This is a genomic window from Novispirillum itersonii, assembly GCF_014205675.1.
GTDB lineage: Bacteria > Pseudomonadota > Alphaproteobacteria > Rhodospirillales > Rhodospirillaceae > Novispirillum > Novispirillum itersonii_A.
Window position 1 is genome coordinate 101,872 of the sequence record NZ_JACIIX010000001.1, and the last position, 21,446, is coordinate 123,317.

Annotated in this window: 21 protein-coding genes; 9 read left to right on the top strand and 12 right to left on the bottom strand. The window is 68.2% G+C overall.

From position 1 onward, the window contains the following. Positions 1 to 571: 571 nt before the first annotated feature. The 4 genes from FHS48_RS00410 to FHS48_RS00425 all read right to left on the bottom strand — a co-directional run bounded on the left by FHS48_RS00410 (position 572) and on the right by FHS48_RS00425 (position 7,292). A complete protein-coding gene (locus FHS48_RS00410) occupies positions 572 to 4,276 on the bottom strand; it encodes a vitamin B12-dependent ribonucleotide reductase (protein ID WP_184259919.1) in 3,705 nt (1,234 codons plus the stop codon). 1,210 nt (positions 4,277 to 5,486) lie between these two features. After that, positions 5,487 to 6,560, bottom strand: a complete 1,074-nt coding sequence (locus FHS48_RS00415) for an alkene reductase (RefSeq protein ID WP_184259922.1) — start codon at positions 6,558 to 6,560, stop codon at positions 5,487 to 5,489. A gap of 108 nt (positions 6,561 to 6,668) precedes the next feature. Then, positions 6,669 to 6,884, bottom strand: a complete 216-nt coding sequence (locus tag FHS48_RS00420; RefSeq protein ID WP_184259925.1) for a tautomerase family protein — start codon at positions 6,882 to 6,884, stop codon at positions 6,669 to 6,671. A 3-nt stretch (positions 6,885 to 6,887) separates the two neighbouring features. Beyond that, the gene (locus FHS48_RS00425; RefSeq protein ID WP_184259928.1) at positions 6,888 to 7,292 is read right to left on the bottom strand and encodes a nuclear transport factor 2 family protein; all 405 of its coding nucleotides are present in this window, start codon (positions 7,290 to 7,292) and stop codon (positions 6,888 to 6,890) included. A gap of 551 nt (positions 7,293 to 7,843) precedes the next feature. Here FHS48_RS00425 and FHS48_RS00430 point away from each other — a divergent pair. The 5 genes from FHS48_RS00430 to FHS48_RS00450 all read left to right on the top strand — a co-directional run bounded on the left by FHS48_RS00430 (position 7,844) and on the right by FHS48_RS00450 (position 11,284). Next, positions 7,844 to 8,194: an NADH:ubiquinone oxidoreductase subunit NDUFA12 gene (locus tag FHS48_RS00430; protein WP_184259931.1), complete on the top strand. Its 351-nt coding sequence runs from the start codon at positions 7,844 to 7,846 to the stop codon at positions 8,192 to 8,194. Between the two features lie 44 nt (positions 8,195 to 8,238). After that, positions 8,239 to 9,030, top strand: coding sequence for an outer membrane lipid asymmetry maintenance protein MlaD (gene mlaD / locus FHS48_RS00435; RefSeq protein ID WP_184259935.1), 792 nt, complete (start codon positions 8,239 to 8,241; stop codon positions 9,028 to 9,030). A 157-nt stretch (positions 9,031 to 9,187) separates the two neighbouring features. Continuing rightward, entirely contained in the window at positions 9,188 to 9,670 is a 483-nt protein-coding gene (mlaD, locus tag FHS48_RS00440; RefSeq protein WP_184259938.1) for an outer membrane lipid asymmetry maintenance protein MlaD, read from the top strand. Then, on the top strand, positions 9,670 to 10,209 hold the full coding sequence (locus tag FHS48_RS00445) for a DUF2155 domain-containing protein (protein WP_260402274.1): 540 nt from the start codon (positions 9,670 to 9,672) through the stop codon (positions 10,207 to 10,209). Before mlaD (FHS48_RS00440) ends, FHS48_RS00445 begins: the two co-directional genes overlap by 1 nt. 139 nt (positions 10,210 to 10,348) lie before the next feature. Beyond that, positions 10,349 to 11,284, top strand: a complete 936-nt coding sequence (locus FHS48_RS00450; RefSeq protein ID WP_184259941.1) for a GNAT family N-acetyltransferase — start codon at positions 10,349 to 10,351, stop codon at positions 11,282 to 11,284. 25 nt (positions 11,285 to 11,309) lie between these two features. Here FHS48_RS00450 and FHS48_RS00455 read toward each other — a convergent pair whose 3' ends face one another. Then, on the bottom strand, positions 11,310 to 11,750 hold the full coding sequence (locus FHS48_RS00455; RefSeq protein WP_184259945.1) for an Lrp/AsnC family transcriptional regulator: 441 nt from the start codon (positions 11,748 to 11,750) through the stop codon (positions 11,310 to 11,312). 264 nt (positions 11,751 to 12,014) lie between these two features. Between FHS48_RS00455 and FHS48_RS00460 the strand changes: the two genes are divergently transcribed. The 3 genes from FHS48_RS00460 to FHS48_RS00470 all read left to right on the top strand — a co-directional run bounded on the left by FHS48_RS00460 (position 12,015) and on the right by FHS48_RS00470 (position 13,577). Continuing rightward, complete coding sequence (locus tag FHS48_RS00460) at positions 12,015 to 12,593, top strand: cysteine hydrolase family protein (RefSeq protein WP_184259948.1); 579 nt, start codon at positions 12,015 to 12,017, stop codon at positions 12,591 to 12,593. 89 nt (positions 12,594 to 12,682) lie between these two features. Next, complete coding sequence (locus tag FHS48_RS00465) at positions 12,683 to 12,877, top strand: hypothetical protein (protein WP_184259951.1); 195 nt, start codon at positions 12,683 to 12,685, stop codon at positions 12,875 to 12,877. A 76-nt stretch (positions 12,878 to 12,953) separates the two neighbouring features. Then, on the top strand, positions 12,954 to 13,577 hold the full coding sequence (locus tag FHS48_RS00470) for a LysE family translocator (protein ID WP_184259954.1): 624 nt from the start codon (positions 12,954 to 12,956) through the stop codon (positions 13,575 to 13,577). A gap of 27 nt (positions 13,578 to 13,604) precedes the next feature. On the opposite strand, the gene FHS48_RS00475 is transcribed toward FHS48_RS00470, so the two are convergent. The 5 genes from FHS48_RS00475 to FHS48_RS00495 form a co-directional block, all read right to left on the bottom strand. Further along, positions 13,605 to 14,630 carry a GNAT family N-acetyltransferase gene (locus tag FHS48_RS00475; protein ID WP_184259957.1) on the bottom strand — a complete coding sequence of 342 codons (1,026 nt, stop codon included), beginning with the start codon at positions 14,628 to 14,630 and terminating at the stop codon, positions 13,605 to 13,607. 27 nt (positions 14,631 to 14,657) lie between these two features. Beyond that, the gene (locus tag FHS48_RS00480) at positions 14,658 to 14,999 is read right to left on the bottom strand and encodes an NHLP leader peptide family RiPP precursor (protein ID WP_184259960.1); all 342 of its coding nucleotides are present in this window, start codon (positions 14,997 to 14,999) and stop codon (positions 14,658 to 14,660) included. Positions 15,000 to 15,208: 209 nt separating this feature from the next. Next, complete coding sequence (locus FHS48_RS00485) at positions 15,209 to 15,538, bottom strand: NHLP leader peptide family RiPP precursor (protein ID WP_184259963.1); 330 nt, start codon at positions 15,536 to 15,538, stop codon at positions 15,209 to 15,211. Between the two features lie 209 nt (positions 15,539 to 15,747). Further along, positions 15,748 to 16,959, bottom strand: coding sequence for an aminotransferase class V-fold PLP-dependent enzyme (locus FHS48_RS00490; protein WP_184259966.1), 1,212 nt, complete (start codon positions 16,957 to 16,959; stop codon positions 15,748 to 15,750). Then, positions 16,956 to 17,444 carry a RidA family protein gene (locus FHS48_RS00495; RefSeq protein WP_184259969.1) on the bottom strand — a complete coding sequence of 163 codons (489 nt, stop codon included), beginning with the start codon at positions 17,442 to 17,444 and terminating at the stop codon, positions 16,956 to 16,958. The genes FHS48_RS00490 and FHS48_RS00495 overlap by 4 nt, the downstream gene beginning before the upstream one ends. A gap of 152 nt (positions 17,445 to 17,596) precedes the next feature. On the opposite strand from FHS48_RS00495, the gene FHS48_RS00500 reads away from it, so the two are divergent. Continuing rightward, complete coding sequence (locus FHS48_RS00500) at positions 17,597 to 18,487, top strand: LysR substrate-binding domain-containing protein (RefSeq protein ID WP_184259972.1); 891 nt, start codon at positions 17,597 to 17,599, stop codon at positions 18,485 to 18,487. On the opposite strand, the gene FHS48_RS00505 is transcribed toward FHS48_RS00500, so the two are convergent. Then, the gene (locus tag FHS48_RS00505; RefSeq protein WP_184259975.1) at positions 18,469 to 20,388 is read right to left on the bottom strand and encodes a sensor domain-containing diguanylate cyclase; all 1,920 of its coding nucleotides are present in this window, start codon (positions 20,386 to 20,388) and stop codon (positions 18,469 to 18,471) included. The genes FHS48_RS00500 and FHS48_RS00505 overlap by 19 nt on opposite strands. Continuing rightward, positions 20,385 to 21,374 carry a TRAP transporter substrate-binding protein DctP gene (gene dctP, locus FHS48_RS00510; RefSeq protein ID WP_184259978.1) on the bottom strand — a complete coding sequence of 330 codons (990 nt, stop codon included), beginning with the start codon at positions 21,372 to 21,374 and terminating at the stop codon, positions 20,385 to 20,387. The genes FHS48_RS00505 and dctP overlap by 4 nt, the downstream gene beginning before the upstream one ends. Positions 21,375 to 21,446: the final 72 nt, after the last annotated feature.

Consider the following 21,446-nt stretch of genomic DNA (forward strand, 5'->3'; position numbering starts at 1 on the left):
CCTTTCTCAAGACACCTATGGACCCGTAGATTTCCGGTGCCGGTCGGAGATTAAGGCAATGCTCAATTTTCATGCTCGGGCCAGAATGGCACCAGACAGGTGCCAAAACAAGTATATCGCTGAGAGCCAACCCCTTGCTCAGGCTGCGGGTTGCTGACCCCAGACTGACCAGCAGAAAAATTCCATATTTTCATGTAGTTGAGGAACCTAATTGCGTCATCCCATACATGCAGATGACGGAAAAGGGCTACGATGGTGACACTGTCCGCCAGAAGCATGCTTTTCTACGATATTCTGTTCTTTACCCCGACCCGCGGCTGAGCCGCCTGCAACTTCGGACAATACAAAGATCTTTAGCCCCGACATTTAATGGTGCGGATTAAGCCTGAAGCTCATTTTTGGATGAACCCTTTTTCTGAAAAAGGGTTCGCCCCATCGCCCGCCGGGCGATCCCACACCCCAGCCAGAGAGTCCACAAACACCTCAGGCGGCCCCCTCGCCGGGGCCGCCTGAGATTAAAACCGGGTCAACACACGCCCCGGTCCGGTCAGCAAGGTCGCCGCAGCGGCGCTTACGAGCAGCCGCTGGTCGATCCGCAGGTGTCGCACTTCATGCAGGTGCCGTTGCGCACCAGCGTGAAGTTGCCGCATTCGCCGCAGCTGTCGCCTTCATAGCCCTTCATCCGGGCTTCGCGGATTTTGCCGAGGCGGGTGTCTACCGTGCTGGTCACAGTGGCATCCACGGTCACCGCTTCGTAGTGGGTGTGGGTGTGCAGGGTCTGCACCGTGCCGCCACCGGCCCCGGCGGCCACGGCCTTGGGGGCCTCTTCGCTGCCCGATCGCAGCACCACAAGGTTCTTGAGGTCGGAGGAACGGACGTAGCCCTTCGACACCGTACGTTCCACCAGCGTACCGCCCCAGTGGGCGAGGTCGCCTTCGTCGTGGCCGTCGCCCAGCGTATCCGGGTGGGTGTCTTCCGGAATCACATGGGCCAGATCGGTGCGGCCGAGGTAGCTGATCGCCACTTCGCGGAACAGGTAATCGAGGATCGAGGTGGACATCTTGATGGCATCGTTGCCTTCCACCATCCCCGAGGGCTCAAACCGCACGAAGGTGAAGGCCTCGACGAACTCTTCCAGCGGCACGCCGTATTGCAGGCCGATCGACACGGCAATGGCGAAGTTGTTCATCAGGGAGCGGAACGCCGCCCCTTCCTTGTGCATATCGACGAAGATTTCGCCCAGCGTGCCGTCTTCGTATTCCCCGGTGCGGAGGTAGACCTTGTGGCCGCCGACCACCGCCTTCTGGGTGTAGCCCTTGCGGCGGTCCGGCATGCGGCGGCGCACGGCGCGGTGGATCACCTTTTCGGCGATCTTTTCCGCCACCACGGCGGCGCGTTCCGGGGTCGGGGCGGTCTTCATCGCCTCGATCAGGTCCAGCGCCGCATCCTCGGCATCCTCATCGGGCAGGCTGTCGTCGATCAGCGCCGACTGAAGCGGCTGCGACAGCTTCGACCCGTCGCGGTACAGCGCATTGGCCTTCAGGCCCAGCGACCACGACAGTTCGTAGGCGGCCATGCAATCCTGCACCGTGGCGGTGCCGGGCATGTTGATGGTCTTGGAAATCGCCCCGGAGATGAACGGCTGCGCCGCCGCCATCATCAGAATGTGGCTCTCCACCGACAGATAGCGCTTGCCCAGCCGCCCGCAGGGGTTGGCGCAGTCAAACACCGGCAGATGCTCCGCCTTCAGGTGCGGCGCGCCTTCCAGCGTCATCGCACCGCAGACGTGGGTGTTGGCGGCCTCCACCTGCGCCTTGGAAAAGCCCAGCGACGCCAGCAGATCAAAGCTGAAGTCATCAAGCTGCGCCTGTGACAGGCCGAGGGTATGCAGGCAGAAATCCTCGCCGAGAGTCCACTTGTTGAAGGCGAACTTGATGTCGTAGGCGGTCTTCAGCGCCTGTTCCACCTTATCCAGCACGGCGGTGGTGAAGCCCTTGGCCCGCAGGCTGTCGTGGTTGATGTGCGGGGCGGTGGCCAGCGTGCCGTGGCCGGTGGCATAGGCGATGATGGCGTCAATCTCCGCCGGGCCGTAGCCCATCGTCTGCAACGCCAGCGGCACCATGCGGTTGATGATCTTGAAGTAGCCGCCTCCGGCCAGCTTCTTGTACTTCACCAGCGCGAAATCGGGTTCAATGCCGGTGGTGTCGCAGTCCATCACCAGCCCGATGGTGCCGGTGGGGGCGATGACGCTGACCTGCGCATTGCGGAAGCCGTGGGCCTCGCCCAGCGTCAGGGCGCGGTCCCAGGCGGCGCGGGCGGCTTCCACCACCTTGGGGTCGTGGCAGGAGCGGCCATCCAGCGGCACCGGGCGGATGGTCAGCCCTTCGTAGCCATCGGCCAGCCCATGGGCGGCGCGGCGGTGGTTGCGGATGACCCGCAGCATGTCGTCGCGGTTATCGGCAAAGCCGTCAAAGGCCCCCAGTTCCGCCGCCATTTCCGCCGAGGTGGCATAGGACGCCCCGGTCATCAGCGCCGAAATCGCCCCGCACAGGGCGCGGCCTTCATCGGAGTCATAGGAAATGCCGTTGGCCATCAGCAGGCCGCCGATATTGGCATAGCCCAGTCCCAGCGTGCGGTAGCGGTACGACAGTTCGGCAATGCGGGCAGAGGGGAACTGCGCCATCAGCACCGAGACTTCCAGCACCACGGTCCACAGCCGCACCGCATGTTCAAACGCCGCCACGGCAAAGCTGCCGTCGGCATTGCGGAACTGCATCAGGTTCAGCGAGGCCAGATTGCAGGCGGTATCATCGAGGAACATGTATTCGGAACACGGGTTAGACCCGTTGATCCGCCCGGACTGCGGGCAGGTGTGCCATTCGTTGATGGTGGTGTCGTATTGCAGGCCGGGGTCGGCGCAGGCCCATGCCGCTTCGCCGATCTTTTCCCACAGGGCGCGGGCCTTCAGGGTTTTCGCCGGTTTGCCGTCGGTGCGGCGGATCAGCGACCAGTCGGCACCGGTGCGCACCGCATCGAGGAAGGCATTGGTGACGCGGACGGAGTTGTTGGAATTCTGGCCCGCCACGGTCAGATAGGCTTCGGAATCCCAGTCGGTGTCATATTCCGGGAAGTCGATGGCGGTGAAGCCCTGCTTCGCGAACAGGATGGTGCGCTGGATGTAGTTATCCGGCACATCGGCCTTGCGGGCAGCGCGGATCGCCTTGCGCAGCGGCAGGTTGACCGCCGGATCAAAGCGGCCTTCGGCGGTGGCGGCACTCTCGCCCGGGGCCACCCAGCCGGTAACGGCGTTGAACACGGCGGTCAGGTGGCGGCGGCAGGCCTTCGACCCGGCCACCAGCGCGGCAACCTTCTGTTCCTCCACCACTTTCCAGTCGATGAAGGCTTCAACATCGGGGTGATCGACATCAACGATCACCATTTTGGCGGCGCGGCGGGTGGTGCCGCCGGACTTGATCGCCCCGGCGGCGCGGTCGCCGATCTTCAGGAAGCTCATCAGCCCGGAGGACTTGCCACCCCCGGCCAGCGGCTCGCTCTCGCCGCGCAGGTTGGAGAAGTTGGTGCCGGTGCCGGAGCCGTATTTGAACAGCCGGGCTTCCCGCACCCACAGATCCATGATGCCGCCTTCGTTGACCAGATCATCGGCAATCGACTGGATGAAGCAGGCATGCGGCTGCGGGTGTTCGTAAGCCGAAGAGGACGGCACCAGCGCCTTGGTCTCCGGATCGACGTAGAAATGGCCCTGCCCGGCGCTGTCGATGCCATAGGCCCAATGCAGGCCGGTATTGAACCACTGCGGGGAATTCGGCGCGCCCATCTGCATCGCCAGCATGTAGCGCATTTCGTCATAGAAGGCGCGGGCGTCGGCTTCGCCGTCAAAGTGGCGGCCTTTCCAGCCCCAGTAGGTCCAGGTGCCGGCCAGACGGTCAAACACCTGCCGGGCGTCGGTCTCGCCGCCGATGCGGGCTTCTTCCGGCAGGGCGGCCAGCGCGTCGGCATCGGCGGTGTGGCGCCACAGCCACTGCGGCACGCCCTTCTCCCGCACCGGCTTCAGGGCGGCGGGCACACCACGGCGGCGAAAGTATTTCTGCGCCAGCACATCGCAGGCCACCTGCGACCATGCCGCCGGAACGGCGATCTCGCTCTGCCGGAAGACCACCGATCCATCGGGGTTGCGGATCTCGGAGGCGGTGGTGCGGAATTCAATCTCCGCATAGGGGGATACACCGTCCTGAGTGAACACGCGCTCGAACTTCATCGCCGCCGTCTGCCTTTCTGTGCCTGTTGTCTGGTCCGGTGTCCCGGCGCGGGCCTTGTTCCGCGCCATCCCTGTCGCCGGACCGGGAATAATCAAGAGGATCGGCAGGCCCGCTCAGACCCGCCGCCGAGGACTGCGGCGCACTCCGGGCAACACGGTGTCCCCGGCGCGCATCCCCTTCGCACGCACCGCGCAACACCCCGGCCCGACGCCGCTGATGACTGTAACCCCGTGACATCCGCCTTCTGCGGATCGGTGTCTCTGGAAGCACCCTGTGGAACCACCGGAACGGCTCCGGCCCGAGCCGGAGGGGACACCCCCCGAAATACGGACAGAAATCCCGCTTCCGCACAACATATTGTGGTTTTGTGCAGGTGCGGCCACAACACTACGCATCACGACCCGTCACATCAATCCCTTTTTTAACGGTCCGGAGTCCCTTTTTTCAGTTGCAAAAACCGCCCTGCTGGTCCGTGGGCCGCGTCGCCGCCACCGGGGGAAAACACCTTCGGATCCGGCGCTGCCCCCGTTCCGACTCCGCTGCCCCGGAACGGTTCCAGCCTTCGGACACAGGGGGACCGCAGCACCGGCGAAACACCAGTGCTGGCAGGAAAAAATGACATGGGATACCAGATGTCGTGGAGGCTACCGCAACCGCCCTGCCCTGCCTGTGACGGGGCGCACTCGGCCCGGCTGAAGCCGGGCCTTGGTTTGTTTGGCCCCTCAGACGCCGGGCGCGGGCCTCCGCCCGCTTGGCTCACGTGCCCACGCGGGCACGGGCCCTCAATGGGCCAGTCGGGCCGCTGGCCCTCCGTTTATCTGCCCCTCAGACGGCGGGCGGGGGCCTCCGCCCCCTTGCCTCACGCGCGAATGGTCGCGCGGGCGCTCAACGCGCCAGTCGCTACGCTCCGCTTTCTTTTTTCGGCCCCTCACACGGCGGGCGCGGGCATCCGCCCGCTTGCCTCACGCGCGGGGCCTCAATGGCCCAGTCGGCCCGGCTGAAGCCGGGCCTCCGGGAATTTACTGATCAGCTTCTGAACAGTCCCTTGTATGTTTGGCCCCTCAGATGGCGGGCGGGGGCGTCCGCCCCCTTGCCTCACGCGCGAATGGTCGCGCGGGGCCTCAATGGCCCAGTCGGCCCGGCGATGCCGGGCCTCCGGGAGGTTCCCGACCCGCTTCTGAAAAGCCCCTCAACGGCAGACACCGACCCTCAGGCCGTGGTCAGGGCCGGATAATCGACATAGCCAATGCTCTTATCCTCCAGCCATACCCCGTAAAAACTATCCGCCCGCACCTCATTCAGGGGCTGCCTGGCGGCCAGACGGCGCGGCAGGTCCGGGGTGGCGATGAAATCCTTGCCGAAGCTGACCGCGTCGGCCTCCCCGGCGGCGATCACCTGTTCCGCCGTCTCGGCGGTAAATCCTTCGTTGGCGATATACACCCCGCCGAAGGCCGCCTTCAGGTCCGGCCCCAGACGCGGCCCGTCCAGCGATTCCCGCGCAAACAGGAAAGCAATGCCCCGCTTGCCCAGTTCCGTCGCCACATGGGTGAACAGCGCGCGCGGATCGCTGTCGCTGACCTCATGCGCATCCCCACGCGGCGACAGGTGGACCCCGACCCGGTCCTTGCCCCACACGCCGATCACCGCATCCGTCACCTCCAGCAGCAGGCGGGCGCGGTTTTCAACACTGCCGCCATAGGAATCGGTGCGGTGGTTGGTGCCGTCATGCAGGAACTGATCGAGCAGATAGCCGTTGGCCCCGTGGATTTCCACGCCGTCAAACCCGGCGCGGCGGGCATTCTCGGCGGCCCGGCGGTAATCGTCGATGATTCCCGGCAGCTCGGCGGTGTCCAGCGCGCGCGGCACCTCATAAGGCTGCTTCGGGCGCAGCAGGCTGACATGGCCGGTCATGGCGATGGCACTGGGGGCCACCGGCAGCGCCCCATTGTCTTGCAGGCTGGAATGCGACACCCGGCCGACATGCCAGAGCTGGGCGAAGATCCGGCCCCCGGCGGCGTGGACGGCGCGGGTCACGCCCTGCCAGCCCACCACCTGCTCCTCCGACCACAGGCCGGGCGTGTCGGGATAACCGACCCCCTGCGGGCTGACCGAGGTGGCTTCCGACAGGATCAGCCCGGCCGAGGCCCGCTGGGCATAGTATTCCGCCATCAGGGCGGTCGGCACCCGCCCGGCCCCGGCGCGGGCACGGGTCAGCGGGGCCATGATGACACGGTTGGGCAGCACCAGATCGCCGACGGTCAGCGGGGTAAACAGAGTGGTCATAACGGAGACTCCGGCAGGGGCAGGCCCGGATCAGGGCCGCCCGGAGAAGACAGGGAAGATAAACCCCATCTAGGGACAGCCCCGCCGGTCGCGCGAGAGGGAAAAGTGTCAGCGGGTGTCACTGCGCAGACTGCGGCGGTACTCTTCCACCGGCAGACCGCCGACGCCCCAGTCCTCCGTCGCCACCTCGTCGATGACCACAAAGGTGGTGGCCGGGTTTTTATCCAGCACCCGGACCAGCAGGTCGGTAACGCCCCGAATCAGCTCGGCCTTCTGGGCCGGAGTGGCCCCTTCGCGGGTGATCTTGATGTTGACATAGGGCATGGTTCAAACCTCGTTTTCGATGATCTGGAACACTTTGGCGATGATCCGCCACTGGCCGTCGACCTGTACCAGCGTCAGGAAATCGACGAAATCGCGGGACCCGATCGAACAGCGGACCCGGGCGCGGGCGGTGTTGTCCCCGGCCAGATCAATGCCATCGATGTGGTCGCACCGGGGCTCCCCGCGGGAGGCCGGGGACTGCCGGGCCGCCACCACCGGCAGATATTCCGCCATGGTGCGGTAGAGGAACGGCGCTTCATCCGCCGTGGCATAGATCGCCTGCGGATGAAACACCGCCTGCAACAGGCCGGTGTCACAGAAATACAGGGCATCAAAATACTGATGCAGAACGGCAGTGATGCGGGCAAAAGCCGGGGCATCCGCCGCCGGAGACGGCTGGAGGGGCATCGGATTAATCCTTGAAAGGGGGCAGGCTGACAGCAGCAGCAGCGCTGACATAACGATAGGCAGCGGCGTCCCCGGTGCCAACCTGATTTCCTTTGGTTACCGGATTATCAGGTTCCCGATCCGTAACCGGCCCCATCGCGCCGCAACAGGGTTTCGGCCCCCATCCTGCCGGGGTGGCAGGGCTGCAAAGGGCTCCTTGGACTGAACCCCGGCGGTGTTTTGGTCCCCCCACCCCGCCGGGGTGGCAGGGCTGCAAAGGGCTCCTTGGACTGGACCCCGGCGGGGTTTTGGTCCCCCTGCCCCGCCGGGGTGGCAGAGCTGCAAATGACTCCTTGGGCTGGACCCCGGCGGGGTTTTGGTCCCCCCACCCCGCCGGGGCGACAGGGCTGCAAATGACTCCTTAGGCTGGACCCCGGCGGGGTTTTGGTCCATAGTCGCGCCGATTTACAAGGCCCCGCCCCGAGCGGGCCTGTTGTGCTGTAGGCGTAAAACCGCACCGGCCCCCGAAAGAGAGACGGGTGCCCCCGGCGGAGTCAATGGAGCGTGCAAGGATGATCACCGGCACCCTGATCGATACCTGGCTGAATGGCCGTCTGGTTGGCACCGATGAATTCGGCAACCGCTATTATGAAGACAAGCGGACCCCGAAGGCGGGCCGCCGCCGCCGCCGCTGGGTGATTTACAAGGGTGACATCGACGGCTCCCGCGTGCCGCCGCAGTGGCATGCGTGGCTGCATTACACCACCGACACCCCGATCGACACCGAAACCCGCCCGTGGGAAAAAAACCACAGCGCCAACCCGACCGGGTCCGCCGCCGCCTATGTGCCGCCGGGCGATGACCGTGCGGGCGGTGTCCGTTCCGGGGCCACCGGCGATTACGAGCCGTGGCGTCCGGCCTGATCTGACGGGTCCGCGCTTCCGCCCCCTGCTGACAGACGGAATCCATGTCACGTTCGCATGCCCCCCGCCCTGCCCTGACCGACCTGCGTGAAACCCTGATCGGAGCCCTCGTTCTGGGGGTTCTGGCGGTGGCCCTTGCGCTGAATGCGGCAGACCGGGGCCGGGAGGACCGCGCCGACGGCTACACCCTGACCGCCAGCTTCCAGCGCACCGACGGCATCGCCATCGGCGCGCCGGTGCGCATGGCCGGGGTGCGGATCGGCGAGGTGGCCGGACAGGCACTGGCCGGGGGCTTCCGCGCTGAACTGAGCCTGCGTCTGGACACCGGGGTGGAAATCCCGATGGACAGCGCGGCGGTGATCGAGACCGACGGCCTGCTCGGCCCCAAGTACGTCGAGATCCACCCCGGTGGGGAAGAGGACATGCTGAAGCCGGGTGGCCGGTTTGAGTATGTGCAGGATGCGATGGTGCTGGAAGACCTGCTGGCCCGGATCGTTGAACAGGCCCGCCAGAAAGCACTGGAACGGGCCGGAGCCCCGGCCGCCGCCCCGGATGGGAACGACGGGGACGGGGACGACGCCCTGCTGGCCCCGGGCGGACTGGTGCCGTCGCTGCGCGACCTGCTGAACAACCGGACCGAAGAGGGTGACAAGGCGCTGGAACACCTGCCCGACACCACCCCCAACGGGGTGTTGCCGCCGCCCGATCCGCTTCCGGGCAAGCCCGGCTTCGGCACCGCGCCGGGGCAGCCACCGGCCCAGCCGCCCGCAACCGGGCCGGGTGCCAAAGGCCAGACCAGCGGCCTGATGTCCGCCCCGTCAACCGGACCGGCCTGACCCTATTCGTCACCGGGACCGGCACCCGGACAGTTCGTTACCCAGACAGTTCGTTAACCGGACAGTCCGTTAACCCGTCGGACAGTCCGTCAAGACCCAGAGCCACACCGTCATTCCGGCCCCCGGCCGGGTGTGCCGGAACACTGAAAGGGCACAGATGAGCCGCAATCCGATCGAAACCGTGATGGGGGCCGTGGTGCTGCTGGTTGCTGGCAGCTTCCTGACCTTTGCGGTCAATTCCGCCAGCCTGCGCCCGGTGTCCGGGTATACGGTGAAGGCGGTGTTCAATAAGGTCGGCGGGCTGAACGTCGGGTCGGATGTCCGCATCTCCGGCATCAAGGTCGGCACCGTCACCGGCCAGATGCTGGACCCGCGCACCTACCGGGCCGTCGTCACCCTGTCGGTGCTGCCCGATGTGAAGCTGCCCGCTGACACCGTCGCCTCGGTGGCGTCCGACGGGCTGCTGGGCGGCAAGTTCGTCAAGCTGGAACCCGGCCAGTCCGGGGCCTTTCTGGAAAACAACGCCTCCCTCAGCCGCACCCGCGACTATCAGTCGGTGGAGGATCTGGTCAGCGAGCTGATCTTCATCGCCACCAAGGACCCGCCGCCGCAGTCCCCGCCGGGAGCCGGAAAGCCGTAATGATGACCCGTCCGCGCCGTTTTTTCCGCCCACTGCTGCTGACCGGCCTTGCCGCCTGTGCCGGAATGGCCGCAACACTGGCAATCCACCCGGCCATGGCGGGGGAACCGCTGTCGCGCAACACCGCCGTGCTGCGCTGGCTGGATAAAGGCGCGGCCCGGGTGCAGACGCTGGAAGTGCCGGTCAACCAGACCGTCACCATCCAGACCCTTCAGGTGATCGTCCGCGCCTGCCAGCAGACCCCGCCGGAAGAGCCGCCGGAAAGCGCGGCCTATGTCGATGTGTGGGAAACCAAGGCCGGGCAGCCGACCGAGGACGTGTTCCGGGGCTGGCTGTTCGCCTCCAGCCCGGCGCTGTCGGCGCTGGAACATCCGGTCTATGACCTGTGGATGCTGGATTGCAAGGATGTGGCCGGAAAGGACGCGACCGCGAAGGATCCCGCCGCGCCGCCGGTCCCCGCCGTTGTGGTGCCGACACCGGTGGCCCCGGCCCAGCCCGCCCCGGTCAAACCGGGCACCGCCCCCACCCCCAACGGATAATTCCCCAACGGATAAGACCGGGATCGGATCAACCCCCGTTGACCCGACCCCGGACCCCCGCCCTGACCGCAGCCCCGTGGCGTATACTCGCCCGGGGCTGCATGGTTTCGGCCCCGGTTCTGTCTGTCGAGGGATCCTGATGTCCGCTGCCTGCGTGCTGTCCGTCCACCCGCTGCCCTGCGCCCTGCCGGGCCATGCCAGCCTGACCTATCCGCGCTGGCGGCATTGGCTGCAACCGCCGGAGGGAGCCGACAGTGCCGACCCGTCCTCGCCGGTGGCGGTGCAGGCGGTGTGTGCGGCCGATGACGGCGGCACCCCGGTTGGTCTGGCCCTGCTGCATCTCCCCCCCGGCCACACCGGGCGGCTGCTGTCGGTGATGGTGCTGCCGGACCGGCGGCGGCAGGGGATCGGCTCCGCCCTGCTGCGGGCGGCGGCGGACTGTGCCCGTCATGCCGGAGCCCCCGCCCTGATGGCGCAGCATAACAGCGCCGCCACCGGGATCGACGCCTATGACGCCTTCATGGCCGCCAACGGCTGGCCTGCGGCGGAAACCCGCGAGGTGCGGGGCTTTGGCCGGGCCGGATGGGGGCGGACGGCGGGGAAGACCTTCGCCCGCCACCGGGCGGCGCTGGTGCGCCGGGGCTATGCCCTGACCCCATGGACCGACCTGACCGAGGACGACGCGGCGGCGATCCGCGCTCTGGTCGCCTCCGGGGCGGTGCCGGATGGCTATGATCCGTTCCTGATGCACGGTCTGGATGCCCCGGACCTGTCCGCCGTGCTGTATCGCCACGGCGCGGTGGTCGGCTGGGCCAAGGCCCACTGGCAGGATACCGCACGGACACAGGCCTTTTACCACAGTGGCTGGGTGCTGCCGGAGGTGGCGCGGCAAGGCTGGCTGGCGGTGGCGATGATCGATCTGTCAGCCCGGCAGGCCGACCTGTACGGCGATGACAGCCTGACCGGTCTGGCCACCGATGCCAACAACCTGCCGATGCAGGGCATCCTGTTCAACCGCTTCGGTATGCTGGCGGAACGGTTCGACCGCCTGATGCAGCGGACCCTGCCGCTGTAAGCGCCCCGCACCAGAAAGCCGGGGATCAGCCGAGGTAACGGTCCAGCACGATCAGGGTGGTGATTTCGGCAATGCCCGGCAGGGCAAACACGGCGGAGCGGGTTTCCTCGATTTCGCGGATGGTCGCCGCCTCCACCCGCAGCATCATGTCAGTGGCCCCGGCAACCGCATGAATCGCCACCACGGCAGGCATCCGCCGCAGGTGCGGCAGCAGCGGCGCACAGCTGTGGCCGGGGTGATGGCGGATCAGCAGATGGGCACAGGCCCGGGCTTCCGGGGCCTGCGGCTCGACGGTGGTGAAACCGCTGAGGACGCCGGTCTTCAGCAGGCGGTTCAGCCGGTCCTGCGTTGCACTGCGCGACAGGCCGATATCCCGGGCCAGCGCCACCAGCGGGCGGCGGGCATCGCGGCGCAGGGCCGCCAGCAGCAGCCGGTCTTTTTCGTCCAGTGTGGTGTCCGCAGCCATTCTCTTGTCCTGTCCCACCCCAGCCCTGTCACACCACGATCCTGTCCCACCGGCAGGGCATGCCGCCCGTCTATCCTGTTCTATCTTATCACTGAAACCGTCAGACGCTATCCGGCAGACCGCATCAGGGGCCCCCAAACCGGCAGAATGCCGGTGGCGCCGGTATCTTGCCGGATGAAACCGGCAGCGCCGCACGGCAGGATCAGATCCACACCGGCTCCCCCCGATCTCCCGCCCCCGCTCTCCCGCACAGGATCTGCCCCGATGGCCGTTCTTCCCGAGTTTGACATCAAGACCACCGTGCTGCTGCCGGTGGATATGCAGCAGGCCTTCGATGAACCGCGCTGGCCGCGCCGCTGGAACCGGGCAGTGGACAGCAACGGGCTGGCCCTGCTGGCGGCATGGCGGCGGGCGGGCGGCACCATCCTGCATGTCCGCCATGATTCGACGGAACCGGCCTCCACCCTGCGCCCCGGCCAGCCGGGCAACGCCTTCCGCCCCGGCTTTGAGCCCGCCCCCGGCGAGGCGGTGATCAGCAAATCGGTCAATTCGTCGTTCATCGGCACCGACCTTGACCTGCGGCTGAAGCGGCTGGGGGCGACGCAGGTGGTGGTGTTTGGCATCTCCACCGACATGTGCGTGTCCACCACCGTCCGCACCGGCAGCAACTTCGGCTGGCGGATGACGCTGGTCGCCGACGCCTGCGACTGCTTCGACCTGCCGGACGGGCGCGGCGGCACCATCCCGGCGGAACAGGTCCATGCCGCCCATGTGGCGACGCTGGGGTTTGAGTTCTGCACCGTCACCACCACCGATGCGGTGGTGCTGGCACTGGCGGACTGAGACAGCCCCGGCCTGAGCAGGGGGCGGGAGACTCCCCTTTTTTCCCGCCCCCTCCCCCGGAAGATCAGCGAGGATCAGCGAGGATCAGCATGCCCCTGTTCCCGGTCTCTCTCCCCGATTTTTACGGTCTGCTGCTGCTGCTGGTGATCATCATGCCGATCCCCCTCGCCCTGCTGGTCACCTGGGATGGCCTGACCGGCCCGCTGCGCCGCCTGCTGTTCACCGTCGCCGGGGCCAATCTGGCGTCGCTGATGCTGATCATCCTGCTGGCCGACGTGCTGTGACCGGGTCTTCCTTATTCCCTTTAAAGACGAAAACCGTATAGAGTTCTTCACCCTTAAAGCGTGGACGGAGCCGAAGATGACTGGCCTTCAGGCGGATGTGCTGGGGGCCTATGCCCTGTCGGTGATCGCGATGATCATCATCCCCGGGCCGGTGGCGCTGCTGGTCACCGGGGCCGGTCTGGCCGGGGGCCAGCGCCGCGCCCTGCGCACCATCGCCGGAACCAATCTGGCATCACTGGTGCTGATCGCCCTGTCCGCCCTGATGGTGCAGGGGGTTCTGACGGTCAATGATCTGGCATTTGCCGCCCTGAAACTGGCCGGGGCGGCCTATATCGCGGTTATGGGCCGGGAGATGTTGCGATCCCGGCCCGCTCCGGCCCCGGACGGGGCCGGGACATCCCCGGCGGTGGGGGGCTTCCGCCGGGGATTCGTCATTGCGGTGTCCAACCCCAAGGACATCATCTTCTTTGCGTCGTTCTTCCCGCAGTTCATGACCGTCCTGCCGGACAGCCTGCACAGCCTGACCCTGCTGACGGCGGTGTGGATCGTGCTGGATTTCGCCACCCTGCTGCTGATGGCCGTTCTGGTGCAGCGCCTGCTGCGGCCTTCCGTGCAGGCGGTGACCCTGCGCCTGTCCGGCGCGGTGCTGCTGGCGGTGGCCGTCGCCGGGGCGGCCCTGACCGTGCGGGACCTGCTGTAAATCCGGGAGCGGGGAACCGGGAAGCCGTCACCCCGCCATCAGCGGCAGCACCCGTTCATACAGGCGGTCGATCCGTTCGGCGAAGGCCCCGAAGCGGTCGGACAGGATGCCCTGCATCGCCAGATTACGGCCATGGGTGCCATAGGCGGTGATGGTGTCCGGCCCGGCCAGCGCCGCCTGACGCCGCGACACATCAATCATCGCCATCACCAGCCAGCCCTGCCGGGCCAGATCCGGCCGCACCCAGCCGGTGTGGTAATACACCACCGACGGCGGCTGATCCGGCGGTGGCGGCTCCCACCGCGCCTTGATCCAGCCGCAGACCTCCGGCCCCCGGTACAGCAGCACCGACAGGGCCGGGTCATCCTCCGCCTCGGTCAGGAACGGATCAAACGGCAACCCCGCCCCGGCAACAGACTCCGCTGCCGGGGCACCGGTCGCCAGCAGGGTCCGAGCCTGTGCCACCCCTTCAGCCCCTGCTTCAGCCCAGCCCCGGACCGCATAGCCGCGCCGGACCAGCCGGGCATAGGGCCGGGCGTAGGTCAGAGCCGCATCATCGGCCCAGCGCGCCGGGGCCTGCTCCCGCACCATCAGCAGCTCCGCCGGGGACCAGCCCCCGGCATCCAGACAGGCGGAATAGGCCTCCAGCGTTTTCAGGCGGCTGTTGTGCTGGGCGATCAGGATCTTCGCGCCTGCCGCCCGGGCCTGTTCCGCCGCAGCCACCAGCAGGGCACGGCCAATGCCCCGCCGCCGGAAACGGGCTGGAACCATCACCGACATCAGCCGGGCCTGTTCCCCCTGCCACAATACCAGCGCCAGACCGGCGGGCAGCCCCCCGACCGATGCGCAGACCGCACAGCCGGACGGACGGCGTTCAGGATCTGTCTCCGACAGCAGTGCCTGATAACGCGGATAGGTCAGCCCCACAAACGCCGAAAGCCGCCCCCCCTGACCTGGGGGGAGCGGCAACGGGACAGACTCAAAGGTCGGGGCAAGGGTCGGGGCAAGGGTCGGGGCAAGGGTCGGGGCAACATCCACCCCGTCAGCAGTCATCGGGAATCCGATCGGCTGCCCTTTCCCTTAACGGCCAAAACCGCTGCCCTTGGTCAGGCCCTTGTCAAACGACGGGCGCGGCGGGAACCCGGCCGCCACCATTTCCAGTTCGTCGTCGGACAGCACATCATCGTTGTCCGCCACCGCCACCGGCGCTTCCGGCAGCACCAGCGTCAGGGTCTGTGCGGTTTCCTCGACCACCGTCATCGTCACACCATCCGGGAACTCGATCCCGAACGCGTCTTTCAGGGCGGCCTTGGGGTCGGCCAGCAGGGCAGTCCGGAACACCGGATCGGTCTGCGCCTTCAGCACAATGGCGCGGTACTGGGCAAAGCGTTCATCAAGCGCGGTATCAACAACAGCGGTCATCAGATCCTCCTGCGGACGGGGGAAGACGGAAGAGGCCGTCATTCCTGCTGCACTCAGGTATAGCAGCCTTTCCCCGGTTGCGGGGTGCGACGGGCATCACACCTCAACGGCGGTTGAGATCGGTCTGACAACGGCAGGCCTCCATCAAGGCCAAAAGCCGCCCCCGGGCGGGGAGCGGCTTTTGGCATACAGGGATCCGGGACCGGCACTCAGTGGGGGTTGCGCTGCTTATTCATATAGTTCCACAGCCCCTTACCACCCCCGGCGGCCACCGCTTCCAGATCATCATCGGACAGGGCATCGTCGTTGCTGGCCGCCGCCACCGGGGCCTGCGGCAGCACCAGCGTCAGGGCCTGCGCGGTTTCCTCGACCACCGACACCGCAATCCCGGCGGGGATCTCCACCCCGAAGGCCGCCTTCAGCGCCGCTTTCGGGTCGGCCAGCAGGGCGGCGCGGAAGACCGGATCGGTCTGCGCCTTCAGCACCACCGCCCGGTAGTCGTCCAGACGCTGATCCAGATACTGTTCAAGGGTCGCCATTGTCTTATCCCTCATCGGCCCGGCTGCCGGTGTCCGGCCCCGGGCCTTGCCATGGGTTGGTGCGGGGGCAGGAGGCCCGCCCCGGTTGCGCCGGGGCCGGACGGCGGCAAGACCGCTCTCCCCCTGCACAGACGGTATAGCAGCCCGGAGATACCCCCGGAGTGCGATGCCCGTCACACCTCAACCGTGGTTGACGGAGGCCGCCCCGGTCACGACCGCGCCACCGCCGCCACCGCACTGACCAGCGCCCCGATTTCCTCCTCCGTCGTCAGCACGCTGACCGAGGCCCGCGCCACCTCCGGCAGGCCCCGCGCCGCCATATCCAGCGGACCATAGGCGGCGGCAATCGCCCCGATGGTGATGCGGTCACGGGCCAGCGCATCGCGCACCGCCCCGGCGCTGTGCCCGGCCACGGTGAAGGCCACCAGCCCGGACCGCTCGGTCCCGGCATCATGAATCCGCACCCCCGGCACCGCCGCCAGCTCCGTCCGCACCTGTTCCGCCAGTGCGTTGATCCGCTGCCGGATCGCCGGAAGCCCCAGCGACAGCGCCAGCCGGATCCCGTCCCCCAGCCCCAGTTGCAGGGCGATGGCGGCCTCCGACATCTCAAACCGGCGGGCATCGGGGCGCAGGCACGGCAGGCCGGTCTGCCACGGGGCCGCCTGCACATCGACGTAGGGCGGGTCCATCTGATCAAGGAAGCCCCGGCGCACATACATCACCGCCGTGCCGCGCGGCCCGCGCAGGGCCTTGCGCCCCGCCCCCTTCAGCATGTCGCACTGAAGATCCCGCACATCCACCGGCATCTGGCCCAGCGCCTGCCCGGCATCAATGAAATACGGCACCCCGGCGGCGCGGGTGATCCGCCCGATCGCCGCCGCCGGATTGACCACCCCGTTGGTGGCCGGGCACCACGTCAGCGACACCAGTTTCACCCGGTCATCGAGCATGGCGGCCAGCCCGTCCGGCGACACCGCACCGCTGTCATCGCAGGGGATCACCTCCACCGAGGCCCCGCTGCGCGCCGCCGCCCGGTGCAGCACCGACAGATTGCCGCCCCATTCATGGCGCCCGACCAGCACCCGGTCTCCGGCCCGCAGCGGCGGCAGCGAGGCAAAGGCCACCCCCCACAGCTGCGATCCGCCGGTGCCAAGGGCGATTTCGTCGACATCGGCATTCAGCAGGGTGGCAGCGGCGCGGCGGGTGTCCTGCACCGCCTCCGCCGCCGCGACACCGGCTTCTGACGGGCCATCCAGCGCCTCGCGCTGATGATGGGCCCGTACCGCTTCCAACACCTGCCGGGGTGGCAGGGTGCAGCTGGCGTTGTTGAAGTGGATCAGCCCGCCGCAGCCCGGGGTCTCGGCCCGCAGGGCCGCCACATCCAGCAGCCGGGACGGTGCATGGACCTGAAGACCGCTCATTGCCCGGCCTCCAGCTCGACCACCGCATCAATCTCCACCGCCACGCCGCGCGGCAGGGCCGCCACCCCGACGGCGGCGCGGGTGTGGCGTCCGGCCTCGCCGAACACCGCCACCATCAGGTCCGACGCGCCGTTGGCCACCTGCGGCTGCCCGGTGAAGTCGGGGGCACTGGCAACATAGACCCCCAGCTTCAGCACCTGCCGCACCGCCGCCACGGTGCCATCGGTGGCGGCGGCAATCTGGGCCAGCACCCCCAGCGCCGCCGCCTGTGCCGCCCGCAGGCCATCCGGGGGGCTGACGGTATCCCCGATCCGGCCCAGAAAGGCCGGCTGCCCGTCCACCATGGAAATCTGGCCGGACACATACAGCAGCGCCCCGCTGCGCCGGGTGGACACATAAGTCGCCACCGGGGCGGTGGCGGCGGGCAGGGTCAGGCCAAGGGCGGCCACCGCCTGCGCGATGGTGGGGGGAACGGGCTGGGTCATTGCTCTCTCCGGCAAAGGGCTGTCTGTCTGCGGCATCCTGCCCGGCCGGGGCGGCCCCGTGCCAATTCAAAACCGGTGGCCGGTGATCGATCTGGCTCATGGGTCGCCGGACATGGTAGCCTGTGGCCCCCGTCCTGCCGGATTCCCCGCCGATGCGCTCCAGCCCGACCCTGCCGCCGCTGCCCGCCCTGCGCGCCTTCGAGGCGGTGGGCCGCGCCCTCAGTTTCCGCAAGGCCGGGGAGGACCTGCTGATCAGCCAGAGTGCGGTCAGCCACCACATTGCCCGGCTGGAGGCCGATCTGGGGGTGACGCTGTTCATCCGCCATGCCCGGGGCGTGACCTTCACCCCGGACGGGGAGCGCTATTTTCAGGCGGTGACGGCGGCGTTCTCCGGGCTGGCGGCGGCCACGGCGGCGCTGCGCCCGGCGGCGGCCCGCCCGCTGCGCCTGAGCGTTCTGCCCGCCTTTGCCCGCATCTGGCTGGTGCCCCGGCTGGCGGACTGGACCCGCCGCGCCCCGGAAACCGGGCTGGACATCAACTCCACGCTGGCGGTGGCCGATGTGGCGGGCGGCGAGGCCGATATCGCCATCCGCTACGGCAGCGGCCCGTGGCCGGGGGTCAGCGCCCGCCTGCTGCTGCCGGAACGGCTGGCCCCGGTGATCAGCCCGACGCTGGCGGCCCGTGGCCCGGTCCTGACCGCCCCCGCCGATCTGCTGCGGCATACCCTGCTGACCAACCTGCGCCCCAGCGACTGGCAGAGCTGGGCGGCCAGCACCGGGCTGGACCTGTCAACCGCCCGCTGGCTGCAACTGACCGATTACACGCTGGTGATGCAGGCGGCACAGGATGGTCTGGGGGTGGCGATGGGGCGGCTGGAGCTGCTGTCAGCACCGCTGGCCACCGGTGCCCTGCGCCCGGCCCTGCCGGACCTGCCGACAGTACCGGGGGCCGGATACTGGCTGGTCACCGCCCGGGGCGGCACCCCGCACCCGGCGCGCGCGCGGTTCCTGCGCTGGATCAGCGGTCAGCCGCCGCTGGCCTGAGGCTCCGGCACCACCGGCCGGTGCAGCACCACCTGATTGCGCCCGCCGTCCTTGGCGGCATACAGCGCCGCATCCGCCGGACCGAACAGATCCCCCACCGTCACCGCGCTGATCTGGTCACTGCCGCAGACGCCAAAGCTGGCGGTGACGGTCAGCGCTGCCGGGCCCGCCGTCATCGGCTGCCCGCCGACCGCCCGCCGCAGCCGGTCGGCGACGGCAGCCGCCGCCACGGCACAGACACCGGGCAGCAGCAGCACAAATTCTTCCCCGCCGATCCGGAACAGCTGGCCGTTCTCCTCCAGCCGCAGCGCCCCGCGCACCCGGGCCACCACCGTTTTCAGCACCTGATCTCCGGCGGCATGGCCGAAACCGTCATTGACCCGTTTGAAGTGGTCGATATCAAACACAATCATGCCAAACCGGGTATCCGGGCCACAGGCGGCCCGGCAGGCATCATCAAACACCTGCCGGTTGAGCAGGCCGAGCAGCGGATCGTGGGTGGCGGCATAGGTCAGGGTTTCCTCCCGCCCCTTTTCGGCGCTGACATCGTGCAGCACGCCGATCATCCGCAGCGGCACGCCGTCCGGACGGCGGTCGGCAATCCGGCCATCGGCGCGGTTCCACACCCAGCCCCCGGCGGCGGTGCGGATGCGGATATCCAGACTGCACCGCGACAGATCACCGCCCCGGAGCTGCTGCCACAGGCCGCGCAGCACCCGGCGGTCCTCGGGATGGATCCGCCGCAGCACCGTGCGCAGACGCGGCGGCCAGGCAGACCGGCGGTAGCCAAGGCTGCCGATCACCCGGTCGGCGATCTCCATCCGGCCACTGTCAAACCACAGTTCCCACAGCGACAGCCCCCCGGCGAACAGAGCAAAGCGCAGCCGTTCCTCCGCCTCGCGCAGGCGGCCTTCCGCCCGGCGCTGGATCACCCGGTCACGCAGGATGACGGTCAGGATCAGCAGGGTCATCACCGCCGCCCCGGCGGCCACCCCCATCACCGTCAGCAGGCTGCGTTCCGCCCCGGCCATGAACACCGCCTCCGGGATCTGCACCGACACCACCAGCGGCAGGCCCGGCACCCGCTGCGACGCCAGAAACAGCCCGTCAGACCACCCGGTCTGCACCGCCGAAACCGCATCATTGCTGTACAGATCCAGCACCGCCTTATGGCGCTGCGGCGACAGCCACAGCTGCCCGGCGTCGCCTTCGGCACTGCGGCTTTCAAACAGCAGGACCCCGCCCTGATCCTGAAGGCGGATCAGGGCGTTCTCAAACAGCCGCCCGACCACCGCCTCGCGCAGCGCCGACTCCAGAGACAGGAAGGCGACCCCTGCCCCGGTGAACTCGCCGTTCTGGGTCCACTCCCCGCGTTCCAGCGCCAGAAACCACGCCTGTCGGCCCATCGGCCGCGCCACCCGCACCACCGGGCCGGACCAATGGTCACGGTTGCGGCTGACCACCGCCGGGCCGGAGAACGCCCGCATATCGGCCCGGCCTTTCAGGAACTGGTCCAGAATTTTTCCGTCTGCCGTCACCGTCACATAGCCGTCCAGCGCCGGGGTCCAGCGGACATCCCGGGTCAGCGAGTCCCGCAGGACGGTGAACCCTTCGTCCTCGGCCCGGAAGGCGCTGAGGCGGGCCGCCGCCACCGCCAGATGGTCGGCCCGCTCCAGCAGGGACGCCACCCGCTCGGCATATCCGGCGGCGGCCAGACCGACCCGTTCCACCCCGGTGGCTTCCGCCCGCCGGTATTCCTGAAGGGTCGGCACCGCCAGCACCGCCAGCACCAGCACCAGCAGCAGCAGCGCCAGCCCGACGCTGAGCACCACAATCCGCCCGCCGCCCCGGCGGGACTCGCCGTGCGGATCAGCCGCCGGTCCTCTGGTTCCGTCGATCATGGCAGACCCGCCTGCGACAGGGCCGCCGCCACCTCGGCGGACACGCCCAGCCCGCTGAGAAAGTCCGGTTGCAGAGCCACCAGCCGGGCCCGGGTGGCGGTCAGGTCCGCCCCGTCGGGGACAGTCAGGGTGAGCCCGGCGGCCTGAAGGGTTCTGCCGGCCTGCTCCTGACTGCTGCGGGCCGCCTCGCGGCCGGTTTCAATCCCGGCCTCCCACGCCGCCCGCACCGCATCGCGCTGCGGCGGGCTCAGCCGCCGCCACACATCGCGGGACGCCATCGGAATGAAGAAGGAATAATACTGGCCGCTCAGGAAGCCATGCCGCAGCCCGGCGTCCCACAGGCGGCCACTGACGACGGTGCTGGCGGTGGTCAGGATTCCGTCCACCCGGCCCGCCCGCAGGGCGGCGGGCACCTCCGGCCACGGCACCAGCACCGGCACCGCGCCCAGCGCCTTCAGCACCATCTCGTTGGCCGCCCCTCCGGCGTAACGGATCCGCAGCCCGCGCAGGTCGGCAAAGGTCCGCACCGGGCGGCTGACGGTGAAAATATGGGCCGGGCCAAGGTCCAGCCAGCGGCCGATCACCACCACATCCAGCGACCGCATCAGCCCGGCATTCAGCACCGCCCCCAGCGGGCCGTCCACCAGGGCCTCCAGTTCCGCCGTGCTGCGCCCGGTCAATGTCGGCATCAGCAGGGCATTCAGGTCGGTGTTATAGCTGTCGAGATTCCACAGGCCGGGGGCGGCAAAGGCAATGCGGCCATTGGTCAGGGCTTCGGCTTCGTCCCGCCCGCGCACGGCATCGGCGGAATGCTTCAGGATCAGGCTATGGGGATGCAGCGCCGGGGTGACCGCCGCCGCAAACTCTTCCAGAAAACGGGCCTGTGGATGATCCGGCGTGTTTTCCGTCGACATCACCAGATCCGCCGCCCGCAGCGGCAGGCTGATCATCAGGATCGCCACCGCCAGAAGACCCCCGATCCTCATCCGCGCCCCCACCGCGTACCGGCCCGACTATCCTGTTACAGTACGGGCTTACCGTTGTTCTTTTCCGATTAG

Bases quoted from the DNA above. Each gene is read 5' to 3' on its own strand.
- FHS48_RS00410 (WP_184259919.1), bottom strand. From the start codon at position 4,276: ATGAAGTTCGAGCGCGTGTTCACTCAGGACGGTGTATCCCCCTATGCG.
- FHS48_RS00415 (WP_184259922.1), bottom strand. From the start codon at position 6,560: ATGACCACTCTGTTTACCCCGCTGACCGTCGGCGATCTGGTGCTGCCC.
- FHS48_RS00420 (WP_184259925.1), bottom strand. From the start codon at position 6,884: ATGCCCTATGTCAACATCAAGATCACCCGCGAAGGGGCCACTCCGGCC.
- FHS48_RS00425 (WP_184259928.1), bottom strand. From the start codon at position 7,292: ATGCCCCTCCAGCCGTCTCCGGCGGCGGATGCCCCGGCTTTTGCCCGC.
- FHS48_RS00430 (WP_184259931.1), top strand. From the start codon at position 7,844: ATGATCACCGGCACCCTGATCGATACCTGGCTGAATGGCCGTCTGGTT.
- mlaD (WP_184259935.1), top strand. From the start codon at position 8,239: ATGTCACGTTCGCATGCCCCCCGCCCTGCCCTGACCGACCTGCGTGAA.
- mlaD (WP_184259938.1), top strand. From the start codon at position 9,188: ATGAGCCGCAATCCGATCGAAACCGTGATGGGGGCCGTGGTGCTGCTG.
- FHS48_RS00445 (WP_260402274.1), top strand. From the start codon at position 9,670: ATGATGACCCGTCCGCGCCGTTTTTTCCGCCCACTGCTGCTGACCGGC.
- FHS48_RS00450 (WP_184259941.1), top strand. From the start codon at position 10,349: ATGTCCGCTGCCTGCGTGCTGTCCGTCCACCCGCTGCCCTGCGCCCTG.
- FHS48_RS00455 (WP_184259945.1), bottom strand. From the start codon at position 11,750: ATGGCTGCGGACACCACACTGGACGAAAAAGACCGGCTGCTGCTGGCG.
- FHS48_RS00460 (WP_184259948.1), top strand. From the start codon at position 12,015: ATGGCCGTTCTTCCCGAGTTTGACATCAAGACCACCGTGCTGCTGCCG.
- FHS48_RS00465 (WP_184259951.1), top strand. From the start codon at position 12,683: ATGCCCCTGTTCCCGGTCTCTCTCCCCGATTTTTACGGTCTGCTGCTG.
- FHS48_RS00470 (WP_184259954.1), top strand. From the start codon at position 12,954: ATGACTGGCCTTCAGGCGGATGTGCTGGGGGCCTATGCCCTGTCGGTG.
- FHS48_RS00475 (WP_184259957.1), bottom strand. From the start codon at position 14,630: ATGACTGCTGACGGGGTGGATGTTGCCCCGACCCTTGCCCCGACCCTT.
- FHS48_RS00480 (WP_184259960.1), bottom strand. From the start codon at position 14,999: ATGACCGCTGTTGTTGATACCGCGCTTGATGAACGCTTTGCCCAGTAC.
- FHS48_RS00485 (WP_184259963.1), bottom strand. From the start codon at position 15,538: ATGGCGACCCTTGAACAGTATCTGGATCAGCGTCTGGACGACTACCGG.
- FHS48_RS00490 (WP_184259966.1), bottom strand. From the start codon at position 16,959: ATGAGCGGTCTTCAGGTCCATGCACCGTCCCGGCTGCTGGATGTGGCG.
- FHS48_RS00495 (WP_184259969.1), bottom strand. From the start codon at position 17,444: ATGACCCAGCCCGTTCCCCCCACCATCGCGCAGGCGGTGGCCGCCCTT.
- FHS48_RS00500 (WP_184259972.1), top strand. From the start codon at position 17,597: ATGCGCTCCAGCCCGACCCTGCCGCCGCTGCCCGCCCTGCGCGCCTTC.
- FHS48_RS00505 (WP_184259975.1), bottom strand. From the start codon at position 20,388: ATGATCGACGGAACCAGAGGACCGGCGGCTGATCCGCACGGCGAGTCC.
- dctP (WP_184259978.1), bottom strand. From the start codon at position 21,374: ATGAGGATCGGGGGTCTTCTGGCGGTGGCGATCCTGATGATCAGCCTG.